19 protein-coding genes are annotated in these 17,626 nt (G+C 67.1%); 9 read left to right on the plus strand and 10 right to left on the minus strand.

Going from position 1 to position 17,626, the window contains the following annotated elements:
• Positions 1–11 precede the first annotated feature (11 nt).
• The 4 genes from CVH10_RS00060 (at position 12) to CVH10_RS00075 (ending at position 5,577) form a co-directional block, all read left to right on the plus strand.
• A complete protein-coding gene (locus CVH10_RS00060; protein WP_369335714.1) occupies positions 12–2,339 on the plus strand; it encodes a bifunctional prephenate dehydrogenase/3-phosphoshikimate 1-carboxyvinyltransferase in 2,328 nt (775 codons plus the stop codon).
• Positions 2,336–3,025: a (d)CMP kinase gene (cmk, locus tag CVH10_RS00065; protein WP_106487461.1), complete on the plus strand. Its 690-nt coding sequence runs from the start codon at positions 2,336–2,338 to the stop codon at positions 3,023–3,025. Before CVH10_RS00060 ends, cmk begins: the two co-directional genes overlap by 4 nt.
• A gap of 177 nt (positions 3,026–3,202) precedes the next feature.
• Positions 3,203–4,882 (plus strand): 30S ribosomal protein S1, encoded by a 1,680-nt coding sequence (rpsA, locus tag CVH10_RS00070; RefSeq protein WP_035593551.1) that lies wholly within the window; start codon positions 3,203–3,205, stop codon positions 4,880–4,882.
• A 317-nt stretch (positions 4,883–5,199) separates the two neighbouring features.
• A complete protein-coding gene (locus tag CVH10_RS00075; protein ID WP_035593549.1) occupies positions 5,200–5,577 on the plus strand; it encodes a histone-like nucleoid-structuring protein, MvaT/MvaU family in 378 nt (125 codons plus the stop codon).
• Between the two features lie 85 nt (positions 5,578–5,662).
• Here CVH10_RS00075 and CVH10_RS00080 read toward each other — a convergent pair whose 3' ends face one another.
• Positions 5,663–6,457, minus strand: coding sequence for a helix-turn-helix transcriptional regulator (locus CVH10_RS00080; protein WP_035593548.1), 795 nt, complete (start codon positions 6,455–6,457; stop codon positions 5,663–5,665).
• A gap of 311 nt (positions 6,458–6,768) precedes the next feature.
• Between CVH10_RS00080 and CVH10_RS00085 the strand changes: the two genes are divergently transcribed.
• Entirely contained in the window at positions 6,769–7,068 is a 300-nt protein-coding gene (locus tag CVH10_RS00085) for a hypothetical protein (RefSeq protein ID WP_106487462.1), read from the plus strand.
• A 29-nt stretch (positions 7,069–7,097) separates the two neighbouring features.
• On the opposite strand, the gene CVH10_RS00090 is transcribed toward CVH10_RS00085, so the two are convergent.
• Genes CVH10_RS00090 through CVH10_RS00105 form a run of 4 tightly spaced genes read right to left on the minus strand, consistent with a single transcriptional unit; the run spans position 7,098 to position 9,747 of the window.
• Complete coding sequence (locus CVH10_RS00090; protein WP_106487463.1) at positions 7,098–7,970, minus strand: DNA replication terminus site-binding protein; 873 nt, start codon at positions 7,968–7,970, stop codon at positions 7,098–7,100.
• 4 nt (positions 7,971–7,974) lie between these two features.
• Positions 7,975–8,205 carry a DNA gyrase inhibitor YacG gene (gene yacG, locus CVH10_RS00095; RefSeq protein WP_106487464.1) on the minus strand — a complete coding sequence of 77 codons (231 nt, stop codon included), beginning with the start codon at positions 8,203–8,205 and terminating at the stop codon, positions 7,975–7,977.
• 43 nt (positions 8,206–8,248) lie between these two features.
• Positions 8,249–8,878, minus strand: coding sequence for a dephospho-CoA kinase (gene coaE, locus CVH10_RS00100; RefSeq protein WP_106487465.1), 630 nt, complete (start codon positions 8,876–8,878; stop codon positions 8,249–8,251).
• Between the two features lie 17 nt (positions 8,879–8,895).
• The gene (locus CVH10_RS00105; protein ID WP_106487466.1) at positions 8,896–9,747 is read right to left on the minus strand and encodes an A24 family peptidase; all 852 of its coding nucleotides are present in this window, start codon (positions 9,745–9,747) and stop codon (positions 8,896–8,898) included.
• A 194-nt stretch (positions 9,748–9,941) separates the two neighbouring features.
• Between CVH10_RS00105 and nagZ the strand changes: the two genes are divergently transcribed.
• Together nagZ and CVH10_RS00115 are read left to right on the plus strand one after the other, a co-directional pair.
• Positions 9,942–10,955 (plus strand): beta-N-acetylhexosaminidase, encoded by a 1,014-nt coding sequence (gene nagZ, locus CVH10_RS00110; RefSeq protein WP_106487467.1) that lies wholly within the window; start codon positions 9,942–9,944, stop codon positions 10,953–10,955.
• 35 nt (positions 10,956–10,990) lie between these two features.
• The gene (locus CVH10_RS00115; protein ID WP_035593534.1) at positions 10,991–11,569 is read left to right on the plus strand and encodes a hypoxanthine-guanine phosphoribosyltransferase; all 579 of its coding nucleotides are present in this window, start codon (positions 10,991–10,993) and stop codon (positions 11,567–11,569) included.
• 87 nt (positions 11,570–11,656) lie between these two features.
• On the opposite strand, the gene CVH10_RS00120 is transcribed toward CVH10_RS00115, so the two are convergent.
• From CVH10_RS00120 to CVH10_RS00135, 5 genes are all read right to left on the minus strand, one after another.
• Complete coding sequence (locus tag CVH10_RS00120) at positions 11,657–12,097, minus strand: DUF411 domain-containing protein (RefSeq protein ID WP_035593532.1); 441 nt, start codon at positions 12,095–12,097, stop codon at positions 11,657–11,659.
• Positions 12,094–12,237, minus strand: coding sequence for a hypothetical protein (locus CVH10_RS25545; RefSeq protein WP_181244327.1), 144 nt, complete (start codon positions 12,235–12,237; stop codon positions 12,094–12,096). The genes CVH10_RS00120 and CVH10_RS25545 overlap by 4 nt, the downstream gene beginning before the upstream one ends.
• An 81-nt stretch (positions 12,238–12,318) precedes the next feature.
• Positions 12,319–12,633 carry a hypothetical protein gene (locus tag CVH10_RS00125; RefSeq protein ID WP_035593530.1) on the minus strand — a complete coding sequence of 105 codons (315 nt, stop codon included), beginning with the start codon at positions 12,631–12,633 and terminating at the stop codon, positions 12,319–12,321.
• Between the two features lie 112 nt (positions 12,634–12,745).
• On the minus strand, positions 12,746–14,437 hold the full coding sequence (locus tag CVH10_RS00130; RefSeq protein ID WP_106487468.1) for an AMP-binding protein: 1,692 nt from the start codon (positions 14,435–14,437) through the stop codon (positions 12,746–12,748).
• Positions 14,438–14,513: 76 nt separating this feature from the next.
• Positions 14,514–14,957 carry a MerR family DNA-binding transcriptional regulator gene (locus CVH10_RS00135; RefSeq protein ID WP_035593526.1) on the minus strand — a complete coding sequence of 148 codons (444 nt, stop codon included), beginning with the start codon at positions 14,955–14,957 and terminating at the stop codon, positions 14,514–14,516.
• Between the two features lie 223 nt (positions 14,958–15,180).
• Here CVH10_RS00135 and CVH10_RS00140 point away from each other — a divergent pair, with 223 nt between their 5' ends.
• Together CVH10_RS00140 and CVH10_RS00145 are read left to right on the plus strand one after the other, a co-directional pair.
• On the plus strand, positions 15,181–16,347 hold the full coding sequence (locus tag CVH10_RS00140; RefSeq protein WP_106487469.1) for an acyl-CoA dehydrogenase family protein: 1,167 nt from the start codon (positions 15,181–15,183) through the stop codon (positions 16,345–16,347).
• A 99-nt stretch (positions 16,348–16,446) separates the two neighbouring features.
• Positions 16,447–17,586 carry an enoyl-CoA hydratase/isomerase family protein gene (locus CVH10_RS00145; protein ID WP_106487470.1) on the plus strand — a complete coding sequence of 380 codons (1,140 nt, stop codon included), beginning with the start codon at positions 16,447–16,449 and terminating at the stop codon, positions 17,584–17,586.
• Positions 17,587–17,626: the final 40 nt, after the last annotated feature.

A 17,626-nucleotide genomic window follows, 5' to 3' on the forward strand; every position in this document is an offset into this window, starting at 1 on the left:
AGCAGAAGGCAATGCCCTCCCGGCTGCTGATCGTCGGCCTCGGGCTGATCGGCGGCTCGCTCGCCGCCGCGCTCCGTGCCGCCGGCTTCGGGGCGGCTGAAAAGGGCGCCGCCGGCTTCGGGGCGGCTGAAAAGGGCGCCGCCGGCTTCGGGGCGGATGAAAAGGGCGCCGAGATCCTGGCCTGTGATCCCGACGCCGACGAGATCGCGCGCGGCATCGAGATGGGGCTGATCGACCGCGGTGACACCCGGCTGGACTCGCTGCTCGAGGGCGTCGACCTGGTGGTGCTCGCGGTGCCGGTGCTGGCCATGCGCCAGGTGATGGGCGAGCTCGCCGCGGCCGGCGCCGTCGAGCAAGGCCTGGTGATCACCGACGTGGGCAGCACCAAGGGCGCCATCCGTGAGGCGGCCGTGGAGGTGTTTGGCGGCATGCCGGCGAGCCTGGTGCTGGGCCATCCCATCGCCGGCTCCGAGAAGAGCGGCGTGGCGGCGGCCAACCCCGAGCTTTACGTCGGTCACAAGGTGATCCTGACGCCCGAGCCGACCACCGATCGCGCCGCCCTGGGCAGCGTGCGCGGGCTGTGGGAAGCCGCCGGTGCCGAGGTGCTGGAAATGGAGGTGGCGCGCCACGACGAGGTGCTGGCCCGCACCAGTCATCTGCCGCACCTGCTGGCCTTCTCGCTGGTGGATACCCTGGCACGCCAGGACGAGCGTCTCGACATCTTTCGCTACGCCGCCGGCGGCTTTCGCGACTTCACCCGCATCGCCGGCAGCGACCCGGTGATGTGGCGCGATATCTTCGTCGCCAATCGCGACGCCGTGCTGCATGCCCTCGACGACTTCGAGGCCGGTGTGGCCCGGCTGCGCGAGGCGGTCGAGCGCGGCGACACCGATGCCATGCTGGCGACCTTCGATCGCGCCAGTCATGCCCGGCACTACTTCGATTCCCTGCTTAACCAGACCAGTTACCAGGCGGAATACCAGATGCAAGCACAAGACCAGCTGCGCTACCGGGTCAGCCCCGGTGGCGGCGTGACCGGGCGCATCCGCGTGCCCGGCGACAAGTCGATCTCCCATCGCTCGATCATGCTCGGCGCCCTGGCCGAGGGCGTGACCGAGGTCTCCGGCTTCCTGGAAGGCGAGGACAGCCTGGCCACCCTGCAGGCGTTCCGCGAGATGGGCGTGGCCATCGAAGGGCCGCACCAGGGGCGCGTCACCGTTCACGGCGTCGGCCTGCACGGCCTCAAGGCGCCGGCGGGACCGCTCTACGTGGGCAACGCCGGCACGGCCATGCGCCTGTTCGCCGGGCTGCTGGCCGGCCAGTCGTTCGACACCGAGCTGACCGGCGACCACTCGCTGACCAAGCGCCCCATGGGGCGCGTGGCCGATCCGCTGCGCGAGATGGGCGCGGTGATCGAGACCGCCGAGGGCGGTCGCCCACCGATGAAGATCAAGGGCGGCCAGCCGCTCAAGGGCATCGACTACGACATGCCGATGGCCAGCGCCCAGGTGAAGTCCTGCCTGCTGCTGGCCGGACTCTACGCCGAGGGCGAGACCCGGGTGCGCGAGCCGGCGCCGACCCGCGACCACACCGAGCGCATGCTCAACGGGTTCGGCTATGAGGTCGGGCGCGAAGGCGATACCTGCTGGCTGCAGGGTGGCGGTCGCCTGACCGCGGCGCCGATCGACGTGCCGTCGGACATCTCCTCGGCGACCTTCTTCCTGGTGGCGGCGGCCATCACGCCGGGGGCCGATCTGGTGCTCGAGCACGTGGGCACCAATCCGACCCGCATCGGGGTGATCAACATCCTCAAGCAGATGGGCGCCGACCTGCGCCTCGAGAACGAGCGCGAGGTAGGCGGTGAGCCGGTCGCCGACCTGCACATCCGCTATGCGCCGCTCAAGGGCATCGACATTCCGGTCGACCAGGTGCCGCTGGCCATCGACGAGTTTCCGGCGCTGTTCGTCGCCGCCGCCAACGCCGAGGGCACCACCCGACTGCGTGAGGCCGCCGAGCTGCGCGTCAAGGAATCCGACCGCCTCAAGGCCATGGCCGATGGCCTCTCCGCGCTGGGCGTCGAGAACCGCCTCTATGAAGACGGCATCGATATCGTCGGTCGTCGCGAAGGGCAGGGCGGCGACGGCCCGAGCTACGGTGGCGGGCGCATCGACAGCCTCGGCGACCACCGTATCGCCATGGCCTTCAGCGTGGCGGCGCTGCGTGCCTCCGGCGAGATCGTCATCGACGACTGCGCCAACGTGGCCACGTCCTTCCCCGGTTTCGTGGACCTGGCCCGCCGCGTCGGGCTGACTCTCGCCGAAGAGCAGGAGGCCTCATGAGCGAACAGGCGCCGGTACTGACCATTGACGGCCCGGGCGGAGCCGGGAAGGGCACCATCAGCCGGCTGGTGGCCGAGCGGCTGGGCTGGCACCTGCTGGACAGCGGGGCCCTCTACCGGCTGACCGCCCTGGCCGCCACCAAGCACGACGTGGCCCTGGACGACGAGCCGGCGGTGGCGGCAATCGCCGAGACGCTGGATGTGGTGTTCCTGGCCGAGAACGGCGAGGCGCGCGTCCTGCTCGAGGGCGAAGACGCGACCCGCACCATTCGCACCGAACAGGTCGGTGACGCCGCCTCGCGCGTGGCCTCGCTGCCGGCGGTGCGCGAGGCGCTGCTCAAGCGCCAGCGCGACTTCCGCCAGGCCCCGGGGCTGGTCGCCGACGGGCGCGACATGGGCACCGTGGTGTTCGTCGAGGCGCCACTGAAGATCTTCCTCACCGCCAGCGCGGAGGAGCGGGCGCGGCGGCGCCAGCGCCAGTTGCGAGAGGCAGGGGTGGATGCTAGTCTATCGAGTCTTCTCAAGGAGATTCAGGCACGCGATGCACGCGATATGCAGCGCAGCGTGGCCCCGCTCGTACCGGCCGAAGACGCCGTCGAGCTGGACACCACGAGCCTGACGATACCGGAAGTGGTGGATCGGCTGACGGAGCTGCTGGCCCGGCGTGGGCTCGCCTCCGACACCTGAGCTCCCTTGCGGCGCCCCCGGAACGATGTGATGACGTGGTCGGGCACCTATGTGTCCCGTGAGCCCGGCCAGGTCGAACCAGCGCCAACATCCCCGGGGGCAGTCTGAAATGGCCCGTACTCGCTGGTGGTACGGAGGAGCGGCCCTGCCGCACAACGTTGATCACGTAGGAACATCATGAGCGAAAGCTTTGCTGAACTGTTTGAACAGTCTCTCCAGGACATCAACATGGAGCCGGGCGCCATCGTCGCGGCTGCCGTCGTCGACATCGAGGGTGACTGGGTCACCGTCAATGCCGGCCTGAAGTCCGAAGGTCAGATCCCCGCGGCCCAGTTCCGCGACGACAACGGCGAGCTGACCATCGCCGTCGGCGACGAAGTCCACGTCGCCCTGGAAGCCGTGGAAGACGGCTTCGGCGAGACCCGTCTGTCTCGCGAGAAGGCCAAGCGCGCCGAGGCCTGGAAGGTTCTGGAAGCGGCCTTCGAGAAGGAAGAGATCGTCAAGGGCGTGATCAACGGCAAGGTCAAGGGCGGCTTCACCGTCGACGTGGATTCCATCCGCGCCTTCCTGCCGGGTTCCCTGGTCGACGTGCGTCCGGTGCGCGACACCACGCACCTCGAGAACAAGGAACTGGACTTCAAGGTCATCAAGCTCGACCCGAAACGCAACAACGTTGTCGTTTCCCGTCGTGCCGTTCTCGAAGCCGAGAACAGCGCCGAGCGTGAAGCCCTGCTCGCAACCCTGCAGGAAGGCCAGCAGATCGTCGGTATCGTCAAGAACCTGACCGACTACGGCGCCTTCGTCGACCTGGGCGGCGTCGATGGCCTGCTGCACATCACCGACATGGCCTGGAAGCGCATCAAGCATCCGAGCGAGATCGTGTCCGTGGGCGACGAAGTCAGCGTCAAGGTGCTGAAGTTCGATCGCGAGCGCAACCGCGTCTCCCTGGGCCTGAAGCAGCTGGGCGAGGATCCGTGGGTCAACATCAAGGCCCGCTACCCGGAAGGCACCAAGGTGCACGCCACCGTCACCAACCTCACCGACTACGGCTGCTTCGCCGAGCTGGAAGAGGGTGTCGAGGGTCTGGTTCACGTCTCCGAAATGGACTGGACCAACAAGAACATCCATCCGTCCAAGGTCGTTCAGGTCGGTGACGACGTGGACGTCATGGTGCTGGATATCGACGAAGAGCGTCGTCGTATCTCCCTGGGTATCAAGCAGTGCACCGCCAACCCGTGGGAAACCTTCAACGCCCAGTACAACAAGGGCGACCGCGTTGCCGGTACCATCAAGTCGATCACCGACTTCGGTATCTTCATCGGTCTGGAAGGCGGCATCGACGGTCTGGTTCACCTGTCCGACATCTCCTGGACCGAGACCGGCGAAGAGGCCGTTCGCAACTTCAAGAAGGGCGACGAGGCCGAAGCCGTCATCCTGTCCATCGATCCGGAGCGTGAGCGCATCTCTCTCGGTATCAAGCAGCTGGACAGCGATCCGGTTGCCGAGTACCTGGCCGTCAACGACAAGGGCTCCATCGTCACCGGCCGTGTGGTCGAGGTCGATGCCAAGGAAGCTCACGTCGAGCTGGCGACCGATGTCGTGGCCGTGCTCAAGGCCTCCGAGATCAGCGCCGACCGCGTCGAAGATGCGCGCAACGTGCTGAACGAGGGCGACAGCGTCGAGGCCCGCATCGTCGGCGTCGATCGCAAGAATCGTCAGATCAGCCTGTCCGTCAAGGCCAAGGATCAGGACGACACTCGTCGCAACATGACCAAGCTGCGCGAACAGCAGGAAACCGACCAGGATGGCCCGACCACCATCGGCGACCTGATCAAGCAGCAGATGGGTCAGGACTAAGATTCCCGGGCTCTGCCCATGCAGTGAATCTTGGCAAGACCGGAGGCGCCGCCCGCGAGGGCGGCGCCTCTTTTTTCGTTTGGGGGTCTTGTCCGAGAGGACGGGCGTCTTCCGTTTGTGAGCCAGCCGATGACAGGCGTTGAATCGCTGCTATATTAAAAAGCGTTAATAAAATGCATTTTATGAGTGAGTTGGCGCTTTATATTTAAACGCCTCGGTGCGCGAGTTAAGCATTGTGTAAACGTTGCGTTATATGCCGATAGACGCAATAATGTCGAGGCATTCCCGAGACTCCTCCCTAGACAAGGAACTTTTACATGTCCTCACTGCTCAGCAACTACATGCAGAAGGAACAGCAGCTCAAGCAACTTCAGGACGAACTCGATCGACTGGAGAATGACGAGCGCCTCAAGGCCGAGCTGGAATTCAAGACCAAGCTCGAAGCCCTGATGAAGGAATTCGACAAGAGCGCCAATGACGTCATCGAACTGCTGAATCCGAAGCCTGGCGCCGCGCCGAAGGCCGCAGCCCCCAGCGCCGGCACCCGTCGCAAGCGCAAGCTGAAGATCTACAAGCATCCGCAGACCGGCGAAGTCGTCGAGACGCGCGGTGGCAATCAGAAGACCCTGAAAGCCTGGAAGGACGAGTTCGGTGCCGAGACCGTCGAGTCCTGGCTGGTGCGCACCGAAGATTGAGCACGATCGTCGGTCGAGCGACATCGGCAGACGGCAAGAGCATTCAGTGAAGACGCCGCCCGAAGGGGCGGCGTCTTTGCGTGCATCACAGCAGCGGGATGCGAAGTTCCAGGCCGTGGCCGGCCTGCAGCAGCAGCGGCGCGTCGCCACTGATGGGCTCTCCCTCTCCGGAAACTCCGCGACAGGCCATGTAGAGCACGGCGGCGTCCAGTTGGCCGATGTCCTGCAGTGGCACGCAGGCGTGGCGCTGAGCCGGCAGATGAAGCGTGCGGAAGGCCGGCGGTAGTGCCAGGTTGGCGTCTCCGCCGCTCAGCTGCACGCCCAGGTCGAGTCGGGGCAGGGCGCCTTCCAGTGGTCGGTCGTGAAAGATGGCCACGGGGGGAGCCTTGTCGAGCCGAGCCGGCAGCGCTTCGGCGCCCGGGGTGTGACGCAGCCAGTCGCGCAGGTCGTCGCGAAGCCTGTCCGGGCGGTAGAGGCGTGTCAGCACGGCCTTGTGCGAGGGCTGTTCCCGAATGTCATAGTGAAAGTCTTCCGTCGCGTTCAGCCGGCGCTTGAGCGAGACGCGCACCGCCTGGCGAAACCGACGCGGAGACTGTTCGTAATGGCGCTGAAAGGCGCGTGAGAATGCGGAGTGATTCCGATAGCCGCAGACGCCGGCAATCTGATTGATGTTGCTGGAAGTGTGAATCAGCAGGCGTGCCGCCTTCTCGAGCCGTAATCGGTCGCGATAGGCGCCCGGCGACAGTCCGAAATAATGTCGGAACCGGCGCCTGACCTGTGATGAGGAATAGCCCATCTTGCTGGCCAGCTCTTCGATTCCCTTCTGGCTGCCCATCGTGTCTTGCAGCCATATTTCCGCGCGCATCATATCCTGGCACATGGCCTTCCCCTCGTACTGCGTTGTTCCCCGTGCGCCGCTAGTAATCCTTGGCTAGCAGATCTTGTGCCGGAATGTTGCCTGCGGTGGCAGTTGATATCGTTGTAGGGCCACAGTCACTGTTTTATGCCGCCTAACGGGGGGCGAAGGCAAGTTTGCCTCCGGGTATTGAGCGTTTCTGCACATAATGCGGGCGAGAACCGTCAGGCAGGTGCTTGTCGCAGAGCCGAGGGGTATAATCTCTGGGTATCTCGCCTGGCCATGGCCCTCGTTGTCGTCCTTCTCTGGCCAGGCCTTGAACCGACTGGTTGCGAATGAAACAGCACAAATTTCAAAAGCCCATGGATGAGCGTGAGAAGTTACGCAAGTTCCGTGAACTCGATGATGCCTTCGCCGAGGCATTGCGCGAACTCGAGACCCCCGGCGCGGCCCCGGATATTCCCGACGAGCCTTCCTCTACGGATGCACCGCATGCCCGGCAGGTGGAATCGTCGGAGAGCCGCCAGCAGCTCTTCGAGCGCCGTCTCCGTGAGCTGATGCAGGATTATTCCCAGCAGGAAGACAGCGTCAGCGATCTGCTGCAGACGCTTCAGTCACTCGGGCGTATTGCCTGAGGCGCCTAACCTGAGACCCGGTACGGCCGTCAGCGGCGGTAGCGATAGACCCTGAGGCTCGGGAGCAGCGGCTCCTGTTCCAGTCGCTCGTCGCGGCGACGCGCACGCGTGCGCGTCTGGGGCGGGTGGTCGGGGGGCTGGTTGTGATCCGGCAAACGCCCGTCGTCGGCCGGGACGAACAGCGGCAGTGCCACGTTCATGGCGCGTCGCCGATGGCCGTCTTCCAGGGGCTCGCGAAAGAACAGGTTGGCCCGCATCAGTGGCGCCTGGGTCTGGACCTGGGCCAGGGGCTCGCCGTCCGGAATGCCGGCCAGCTGACGCAGCTGGATGCGCACGTGCGGGGCGTCGGTATCCAGGGCCAGCAGCTTCTGTTCGGCCTCGCGCACGCTCAGTCGCTTGATGGAGCGCCCGCTCGAGTACCATGCGAAGCGCACCCTGGCCACCGGCGCCGGGGCCAGCGGAATGGCTCGCCAGCACTGCTTGAGATGCAGCCTCGCCAGGCCGCTGCCACGTAGATGGGTATGCAGCTCGGGATGGCGAAAGGGCAGCACCGCCTTGATCTCGGGCAGCAGTGAGGGCTCTTCCTCCCGGATCCTGGCCAGCAGGTCAGCGAATGCCTGCTTGGTGTCGTTGACCCGCCGGGCGGCCTCCATGACCGCCGGCGTGGCGGCCACCAGGCCGACATGACTGCGCGTGCTGCGTCCGTCCTGCCCATCCTGATACCAGACGTCCAGCAGCGCCTCGCGCAGCCAGGCGGCATCGGCCTGTTCACGACCGAAGGCCCAGGCCTGGCCACCCTCGTGACGCCAGGTGTTGACCAGTGTCTCGCTGGCCTCGACCAGGCCATCGAAGGCGGCCTCCAGGCGGGCCAGCAGCTGGTATTCGGGCGCGGGGGTGGTCATCGGCTCAGACGCCGCCGTCGCGGTCGGCGCGGGCCAGCAGGTCGTCGATGTCGGTCTCGTCCATGGCGGGCTCGCCGGCGATGCGATGCGATTCGTCGGCCCAGGCGCCCAGGTCGAGCAGGCGGCAGCGCTTGCTGCAGAAGGGGCGGTAGGGATTGTCCTCGCTCCAGGCCACCTTGGTGCGGCACTGGGGGCAGGCGACCTCGAGGGGGCGCTCGGACTCGGCTTGGCTCATAGGGATTCTCTCGGCGTCAGTCAATCGAGGAAAGGATGACGAATCAGCGCGCCGGGGGCAAACCGGAAAGCGTTCGATAGTGCCGGTCCAGCTCGGCCACCCGGGCGGCCAGGCCGGCCTCGTCGGTGGCGTTGTCCAGCACGTCGTCGGCGCGGGCCAGGCGCGTGTCGCGGGGCATCTGGGCGGCCACGATGGCGCGGGCCTGGGCGTCGTCGACGCCATCGCGGGCGGCGGTGCGCTCGATCTGCAGCGCCTCCGGCACGTCGACGACCAGCACCCGGTCGACCAGTGTGTGCTGGCCCGACTCGAACAGCAGCGGCGAGACCAGCAGCGCGTAGGGGGCCGGGCTTTCGCGGAACTCGGCCAGGCGTTCGAGCAGGCGTTCGCGGATGCGCGGATGCGTCACGGATTCCAGCCAGCGCCGCTCGGCCTCGTCGGTGAACACGATCTCGCGCAGGGCTCGGCGATCCAGGCGTCCGTCCGCCTGCAGCACTTTCGTGCCGAAGCGCGCGGCGATGGCGGCGAGGGCAGGCTCGCCGGGCTCGACCACCTCGCGGGCAACGTCGTCGGCGTCCACCCAGGGAATGTCGTGCGCGGCGAAGGCGCGGGCCACGGTGGACTTGCCGGAGGCGATGCCGCCGGTCACGCCGATGATCAGGGTCGTGTCGCTCATCTCTCTGTCATCTCCCATCACATCATCAGGGTCAGGTAGTGGGCCATCAGCGGCTCACCGACCAGCAGCGCGATCCAGCCGGCCGCGGCGAGCCAGGGGCCGAAGGGCATGGGGGCGCCGCGCAGGCGCGGCACGGCCAGCTGGACGATCACGCCGACGATGGCGCCGGCCCCGGCGGCCAGGATCAGCACCAGCGGCAGGTAGACCCAGCCCAGCCAGGCGCCCAGCGCGGCGAACAGCTTGAAGTCGCCGTAGCCCATGCCTTCCTTGCCGGTCACCAGCTTGAACAGCCAGTAGAAGCCCCACAGCGAGAGATAGCCGGCCATGGCGCCGATCACCGCGCTCGGCAGCTGCAGCGGCTGGAACAGCAGCTGGTAAAGCAGGCCGGCCCACAGCAGCGGCAGGGTCAGGGCGTCCGGCAGCAGCTGGGTGCGCAGGTCGATGGCCGCCATCGCCAGCAGGCTCAGACAGGCGCCGAGGACGAACAGCCCCTCGAGGGTGGGGCCGAACAGTGCCGTCACCGCGAGCGTCAGCAGGGCGCCGGCCAGCTCCACCAGTGGATACTGGGGGCTGATGCGGGTGGCGCAGCGAGCGCAGCGCCCGCGGCGTTTCAGCCACCCGATCAGCGGCAGGTTGTCGTGCCAGGCGATGGGGGCCTCGCAACGTGGGCACATCGAGCGCGGCGTGGCCAGGTTGAAGGTCGAGGTGTCTTCCGCCTCGAGCTCCAGCGCCTCGCGGGCCTCGGCCCGCCACTCCCGCATCAGCATCACCGGCAGGCGAGTGATCACCACGTTGAGGAAGCTGCCGAGGCACAGGCCGACGATCGCGGCCAGCGGCCACAACAGGCTAGGGGGAAGATCGACAGGCAAGGGATGCTCCTTATCCGCGAGGAGAGGGTGGTAAAGGGTGATGCGCATATTCTACGGAGGTGGCGACGGCTTGTCCGGGGTCTTCTATCTTCACATGCGAGGTGATTTCACATGCGAGGCGATATCGGGGCGGACTGTTGTCGGCGCCGGCTTTGGTCTAGAATCGCCTCCCTTCATCCGTCAGGAAGGCGAACATGACCCAGACGCTCGGACCGGTGATGCTGGACCTGGAAGGGACGCAGCTGCGCGATGAGGAGCGAGCGCTGCTGGCGCGACCGGCGGTCGGTGGCGTGATCCTCTTCGGCCGCAACGTGGAAGACGCCGCCCAGGTGCGTGAGCTGTGCCGCTCGATCCGCCAGGTGCGCCCTGAACTGCTGCTGGCCATCGACCAGGAAGGCGGGCGGGTGCAGCGCCTGCGCGAGGGCGTGACCCGGTTGCCGGCCATGGGGCGGCTGGGTCGCGAGCACAAGGCGGCGCCCGAGGTCGCTCGGCGCCTGTGCCAGGATGCCGGCTGGCTGCTCGGCATGGAGATGGCGGCCTGCGGGCTGGATCTCAGTTTCGCCCCGGTGCTCGACGTCGACGATGGCCAGTCCACGGTGATCGGCGACCGCAGCTTCGGCGCCGATCCCGAGGTCGTGACGCGCCTGGCCGGCGCCTTCATCGAAGGCCTGCACGAAGCCGGCATGGCCGCGGTGGGCAAGCATTTTCCCGGCCATGGCGGTGTGGTTGCGGACTCCCACCACGAGTTGCCGGTGGACGAGCGATCCTTCGAGGCACTGCGCGAGCGCGATCTGTTGCCCTTCGCAGGGCTGTCGGCACGTCTGGGAGGCATGATGCCCGCTCACGTGGTGTACTCGGCCTTCGATCATCGGCCCGCGGGTTTCTCGCCGGCCTGGCTCGGGATGCTGCGCGAGTCGCTGGGCTTCAAGGGCACGATCTTCTCCGATGACCTGAGCATGGCCGGTGCGACCAGCGCCGGGGCGCCCGCCGAACGCGCCCGCCAGGCCCTGGAGGCCGGCTGCGACATGCTGCTGGTGTGCAACGATCGCGCCGCCGCCCTTGAGGTGGTCGAGGCCTGCGAGGGACGCACCACCAAACGCGCCGCCAAGCTGCGCTACGGCCGGGCCCGGCCCGATCTCGACGCGCTCGGCGCGCTGTCCCGCTGGCGTCGGGTGCATGCGCACCTCGAGGCCATGGCCGCCGACTGACGGTTCCCTGAATTTCGACATACGACGAGCTTCCGATGCCCAAACTCGATGCCAATGCCCTTCCGTCCCTGGCGGACATGCGTGAGGTCATGGATTCTGCCGATTGCCTGATCAGCCAGGAGGAGGTCGAGCGTGCCCTGGATCGCATGGCCGACGAGATCGCCAGCGATCTCGGCGACAAGCTGCCGGTCTTCTACTGCGTGATGAACGGCGGCCTGATCACCACCGGGCACCTGCTGACCCGCCTCGGTTTCCCGCTCGAGGTCGATTACCTGCACGCCACGCGCTATCGCGGCGGCACCCGCGGTGGCGAGCTGTTCTGGCGCGTCTCGCCGGAAGTGCCCATGGCCGGCCGCCACGTGGTGATCGTCGATGACATCCTCGATGAGGGCTCCACGCTCGCCGCCATCCTCGACTACTGCCGTGAGGCCGGTGCCGCCAGCATCTCCACCGCGGTGCTGGTCGACAAGCGTCACGATCGCAAGGCGATGCCGGATCTCAAGGCCGACTACTGCAGCCTCGAGGTCGAGGATCGCTACGTGTTCGGCTTCGGCATGGACTACAAGGGCTACTGGCGCAACGCGCCGGGGATCTTCGCGCCCAAGGGCATGTGATCACGCCCGTCGTTCGACAGTCACCGAGACGATAAAACCCCGCGAGCCCGAGGCTTGCGGGGTTTTTTTCGGCCTTGAGGATAGCCGTTACAGCGTCATGAACGGCGAGGCCTGCTGGTCGCGGAACTGATAGACCTCGTAGGGCGCGTTCTGCGGTCCCGGCATGCCCGGGGTGCCGCTCGGCATGCCGGCCAGGCCGATGCCGTCGGTGTCGGGCCGCTGCGCGAACAGTGCCTCCACGGCGGCCATCGGCACGTGGCCTTCGATCACGTAGTCGCCCATCTCGACGGTGTGGCAGGAGCCCTGGCCGTAAGGGACGCCGGCGTCCTGCTTGATCTCGCCGAGGGGCTGGTCATCGACCACGGTCACGTCGATCCCCAGGCGCTCCAGATGGCGCGCATAGCCATCGCAGCAGCCGCACTGGGGATTCTTGTAGAGGATGGCGGTGTCCGGCAGTGCCGCGTGGGCGGTGGTGGCCCCCAGGGCGAGACCGGCGGTCAGCAGCAGGTGTGAGAAGGCGGGTTTCATGAGCGATCTCCCTTGTGAGAGGTGAACAGATACTTGATGAGCGCGGCGATGCCGAGCCCCAGCAACAGCAGGCCGGCCAGTGGCATCAGCCAGCCGAACACGCCCATGTGGCCCATGGTGGCGAAGCATTCGTTATACATGGTGCGACTCCCTTGGCGCCGTCGTCGACGGGCCGATTCGTGCAGTGAGTGTCGGTTTTCGGGCATGGCCCGGGGGAGTCGTCAGGTTCGCGGGGGGCGACGCGGTGGCTGCGGGATGTGGTCACTGACGAGCGTGGCCACGGGGGCGGCCATGGCGTCAGGGGCCATGACCGCGGGGGAAAGCGAGGTGGCCGGGGCGGCACAGCCGCCGCAGGCATCACTGACATCGGGCCGCTCGTCGAACGACATCGACATCTGTGCACACTCGGCCTGGCAGGCCGCTGTGGTCGCATGACCGGGCAGGGACGCGAGGGCAAACGCCAGCACCACCAGCAGCGCGATGAGGCGCTGCCAGGGGCGGTGGTGGGGGCGCGATGTCCTAGCCGGTGAGATCATGCGTCGGTCTCGAAGGGGCAATCTCGAAGGGGTCAAGTCGTATTGAAGCGCGACACGGCCCGCCGATGCAATCCCCGGCGGGCCGTCGAGTCTGCGGCGTGGCTGGCTGAGCTCAGCCGAGCCCCAGCTCGTGCGTCGCTTCCTCGCGCATCTTGAACTTCTGGATCTTGCCGGTGACGGTCATCGGAAACGCGTCGACGAACTTCACGTAGCGCGGGATCTTGTAGTGGGCGATCCTGCCCTGGCAGAAGGTCTTGAGCCCGTCTTCGTCGAGGGGCTGGTCGTCGGCAAGCTTGACCCAGGCCATGACCTCTTCGCCGTATTTATCGTCCGGCACGCCGATCACCTGGACGTCCGAGATCGCCGGGTGGGTGTAGAGGAAGTCCTCGATCTCGCGCGGATAGATGTTCTCGCCGCCGCGGATGATCATGTCCTTGATGCGCCCGACGATGGCCACATAGCCGTCGTCGTCCATGGTGGCCAGGTCACCGGTGTGCATCCAGCCGGCTGCGTCGATGGCCTTGGCGGTCGCCTCCTCGTTGTGCCAGTAGCCGAGCATCACGCTGTAGCCCCGGGTGCAGAGCTCGCCGGGCTCGCCGCGCGGGACCGCGGCACCGGTGCCGGGATCGATCAGCTTGACCTCCAGGTGCGGATGGATGCTGCCGACGGTGGTCACGCGTTTCTCGAGCGGTGCATCGGTGCGGGTCTGCAGGCTGACCGGACTGGTCTCGGTCATGCCGTAGCAGATGGTCACGCCCTGCATGTGCATGCGCTCGATGACCTTGCGCATCACCTCGATGGGGCAGATCGAGCCGGCCATGATGCCGGTGCGCAGGCTGGAGAGGTCGAAGTGCTCGAACTCGGGATGCTCCAGCTCGGCGATGAACATGGTCGGCACGCCGTAGAGCGTGGTGGCGCGCTCCTCGGCCACCGCCGCCAGGGTGGCCTGCGGATCGAAGCCGTCACCGGGATAGATCATCGCCGCGCCGTGGGTCATGCAGCCGAGATTGCCCATCACCATGCCGAAGCAGTGGTAGAGCGGCACCGGGATCACCATGCGGTCGGCCTCGGTGAGGTCGAGGGTGCGGGCGACGAAGAAGCCGTTGTTGAGGATGTTGTGGTGGGAGAGTGTGGCGCCCTTGGGGGCGCCGGTGGTGCCGGAGGTGTACTGGATGTTGATCGGTTCGTCGAACTCGAGCCCGGACTGACGCTCGGCCAGCTGCTCGTCACTGATCCGGTCGGCGTGCGTGAGCATCGTCTCCCAGCTGTGCATGCCGAGCAGCGCCCGGGTGCCATCCAGGCAGATCACCCGCTCGAGCTCGGGCAGGGTGGCGCTCTTGAGGTCGGCGGGCGTGACGTCATCGAGCTCCGGCACCAGTTCGGCCAGCATCGCCACGTAGTCGGTGGTCTTGAACTGCCCCTGCAGGATCAGCGTCGAGGTGCCGGACTGGCGCAGTGCATACTCCAGCTCGTGGGTGCGGTAGCTGGGATTGATGTTGACCAGGATGGCGCCGATCTTGGCGGTGGCGAACTGGGTGATGGCCCACTCGGCGCAGTTGGGCGACCAGATGCCGACCCGGTCGCCCTTTGCCACGCCCAGCGCCATCAGGGCGCGGGCCGCGCGGTCGACGTCGGCCTGAAGCTCCCGCCAGCGATAGCGCAGGCCCTGGTGGCGGCTGATCAGGGCGTCCCGGTCGGGAAAGCGGGCGACCGTGTCGTCGAAGCAGTCGCCGATGGTCTGGCCCTTGAGGGGCGTGTCGCTGATGCCGCTCAGATAGCTGGCGTGTCGGGTCTGGCGTGGCATGGTGGCTCTCATTGTTGTGTTATCTCGGGACATGGCTGTGTTGTCTCGGGAAACCCTGCCGCACTGGTCGCTCCGGTTACGGGGTGTCCTCCAGCTGGCGCAGCACCTCCCGCGCCCGCTGATCCACGTCGTCGATCTCCAGACGCATCAGGCGGATATCCTCGAGCTGGCGCTCCAGGTTGGCCCGCTTCTCCGCCAGCAGCTCCAGCAGCCGCCGGAGCTGGCGCGCGTTGCCGTCCGGCATGGCGTCGTACATCATCACCACCTCGCGGATCTCGGCCAGCGAGAAGCCCAGCCGCTTGCCGCGCAGGGTCAGCTTGAGGCGCACGCGATCCTTCTCGCGGTAGATGCGCTTCTGGCCCTGGCGGGTGGGGGCCAGCAGCCCCTCCTGCTCGTAGAAGCGAATGGTGCGGGGCGTGACCTCGAAGATCTGGGCCAGCTCGCCGATGGTGTAGGTGCGCTGCTGCCGGGGCAGGGCGTCGTTCTCGCTGTCCTGTGCCTGGGAGGGCGTTCGCGTCATGTCGATCGTTCCTGTAGCCGGGTGGTCCACCGGCGGTTTCCCACCTCGTCCGAGAAACCCTAGACGAGGTTTACGTTAACGTAAAGTGCTTGTTAGACCATGGCGGGATATGGGATAACCCGAGCAGTTGCTAGGTTGGCGATAGCCGCAGGGAAGGACCCGCGGGTGCGCATCGCCGGCCCGGCATTCGGCCGTTCCCGATTCTCTCGACGGAGGTGTCACCATGGATTTTGCGCTGACCGAAGACCAGCGAGCGCTGGCCGATGCGGCCGCCGACTTTGCCCGGGCCGAGCTGGCCGACCATGCCGCCGACTGGGATGCCCGCAGCCATTTTCCCGTCGACGTCATTCGTCGGGCCGGCGAGGCCGGCTTCCTCGGCCTCTACACGCCGGAGGAACACGGCGGGCTTGGACTGTCGCGACTCGATGCCTCGCTGATCTTCGAGCGCCTCGCCCAGGGCTGCATCGCCACCACCGCCTATCTCACCATTCACAACATGGTGACCTGGATGGTCGCCAGCTGGGGCAGCGATGCCCTGCGCGAGCGCTATCTGCCGGCCATGATAGCGGGTGAGGCCCTGGGCTCCTACTGCCTCACCGAGCCGGGCGCCGGCTCGGACGCGGCCAGCCTCACCACCCGGGCGGTGCGCGATGGCGATGACTATGTCATCAGTGGCTCGAAGATGTTCATCTCCGGCGCCGGTGCCACCCAGGTGCTGGTGGTGATGGCGCGCACCGGCGAGCCGGACAGCGGCGCCGGCGGCATCTCGGCGATCCTGGTGCCGGCCGATGCCGCCGGCATCGAGGTCGGCAAGAAGGAAGACAAGATGGGCTGGAAGAGCCAGCCCACCTGCCTGATCAGCTTCGACGGCGTGCGCGTGCCGGTGGGCAACCGGCTGGGCGAGGAGGGCGAAGGCTTCCGCTTCGCCATGAAGGGGCTCGATGGCGGCCGGCTCAATATCGCCAGCTGCTCGCTGGGCGCGGCCCAGCAGGCGCTCACGCTGTCGCGGGACTACCTGGGCGAGCGCAAGCAGTTCGGGCGCGAGCTGGCGAGTTTCCAGGCGCTGCAGTTCAAGCTGGCCGACATGGCCAGCGAGCTCACCGCGGCGCGGCTGATGGTGCGTCACGCCGCCTGGCGGCTCGACCAGGGCGACCCGGAGGCCACCGCCCACTGTGCCATGGCCAAGCGCTTCGCCACCGACATGGGCTTCAACGTCTGCAACGAGGCCCTGCAGCTGCACGGTGGCTATGGTTATATCCGCGAATATCCCCTCGAACGGCTGGTACGCGACACGCGCGTGCACCAGATCCTCGAGGGCACCAACGAGATCATGCGGCTGATCGTCGCCCGTCGGTTGCTGGCCGACGGCGTCGTCGAGGGCCTGCAGTGACCTGACACCAGGGCAGCGGCCGGCTGACGGCTGGCGGCTGTCACCCTTGTACGGACGATCTCGCACGGACTATCTCACACGGACTATCAGGAGACAGTGATGTCGGACCCCGTGGTCAGCTTCGACGAACTCCCCACGCGCGGCGGCGGCCGGATCGGCGTGGCGACCCTCAATGCGCCCAAGGCGCTGAATGCACTGTCGCTGGAGATGATCCGGCTGCTGGAAGACAGGCTGGAGGCCTGGGCGCTGGACGAGCGGGTGGTGGCGGTGTGGCTGGAAGGCACCGGCGGCAAGGCCTTCTGTGCCGGCGGCGACGTGGTGGCGCTGTATCGCTCGCTGGCCGACGACGAAGCCCGTGACGAGACCTTCGCCACGCGCTACTTCACCGCCGAGTACCGGCTGGATCACCGCATCCACACCTATCCCAAGCCGCTGCTGGTGTGGGGTGACGGCATCGTCATGGGCGGCGGCCTGGGGCTGCTGGCCGGCGGCTTCCAGCGTGTGGTCACCGAGACCACTCTGATCGCCATGCCCGAGATCACCATCGGGCTCTACCCGGACATCGGCGCGAGCTGGTTCCTCAATCGCATGCCGCCCGGCATCGGCGCCTACCTGGGACTGACCGGCGCCCAGCTCAACGCCCGCGATGCCCTGGACCTGGGGCTGGCCGATCGCTTCGTGCCCCGCGAGCGCCGCGATGACCTGCTCGCTGCCCTGGCCGAGGCCGATCATGGCGATCACTCCCCGGCGGCGTGCCGGCTGGCCGTGGAAGGCGTGCTCGACCGCTTCGAGGCCCGCGAGCAGGCGCCGGAGGGACAGGTCTGGCCGCGGCGTGATCATCTGCAGTCGCTGGTCGGCGAGACGAGTGCCGCCGATGCCGTGGCGCGCATTCTTGCCGACGACCGCGACGATGCGTGGCTCACGGCCAATCGTCAGCGCCTCGCTGCCGGCTGCCCGCTGACCGCGCACCTGGTATGGCGGATGCTCGAGCGGCATCGCCACACCGGGCTGGCCGACGCTTTCCGCGACGAGCTCGGGCTCTCGGTGCAATGCTGCCAGCGCGGCGATCTGGCCGAGGGCGTGCGCGCGCTGCTGGTCGACAAGGACAAGTCACCCCGCTGGTCCCATGCCGACGTGGCCAGCGTGCCAGAGGCCGACCTTCAGGCGATGCTGGCCTCGCCGTGGTCGAGCGAAGCGCATCCGCTGAGAGATCTCGGGGTGGGGCAACGTATCGGTTAATGGCGTCTGGAGACGCCCAGTGCAGGTTTATCCCATTAGA

This window comes from Halomonas sp. ND22Bw, from assembly GCF_003011945.1.
Classification (GTDB): Bacteria; Pseudomonadota; Gammaproteobacteria; order Pseudomonadales; family Halomonadaceae; genus Halomonas; species Halomonas halophila.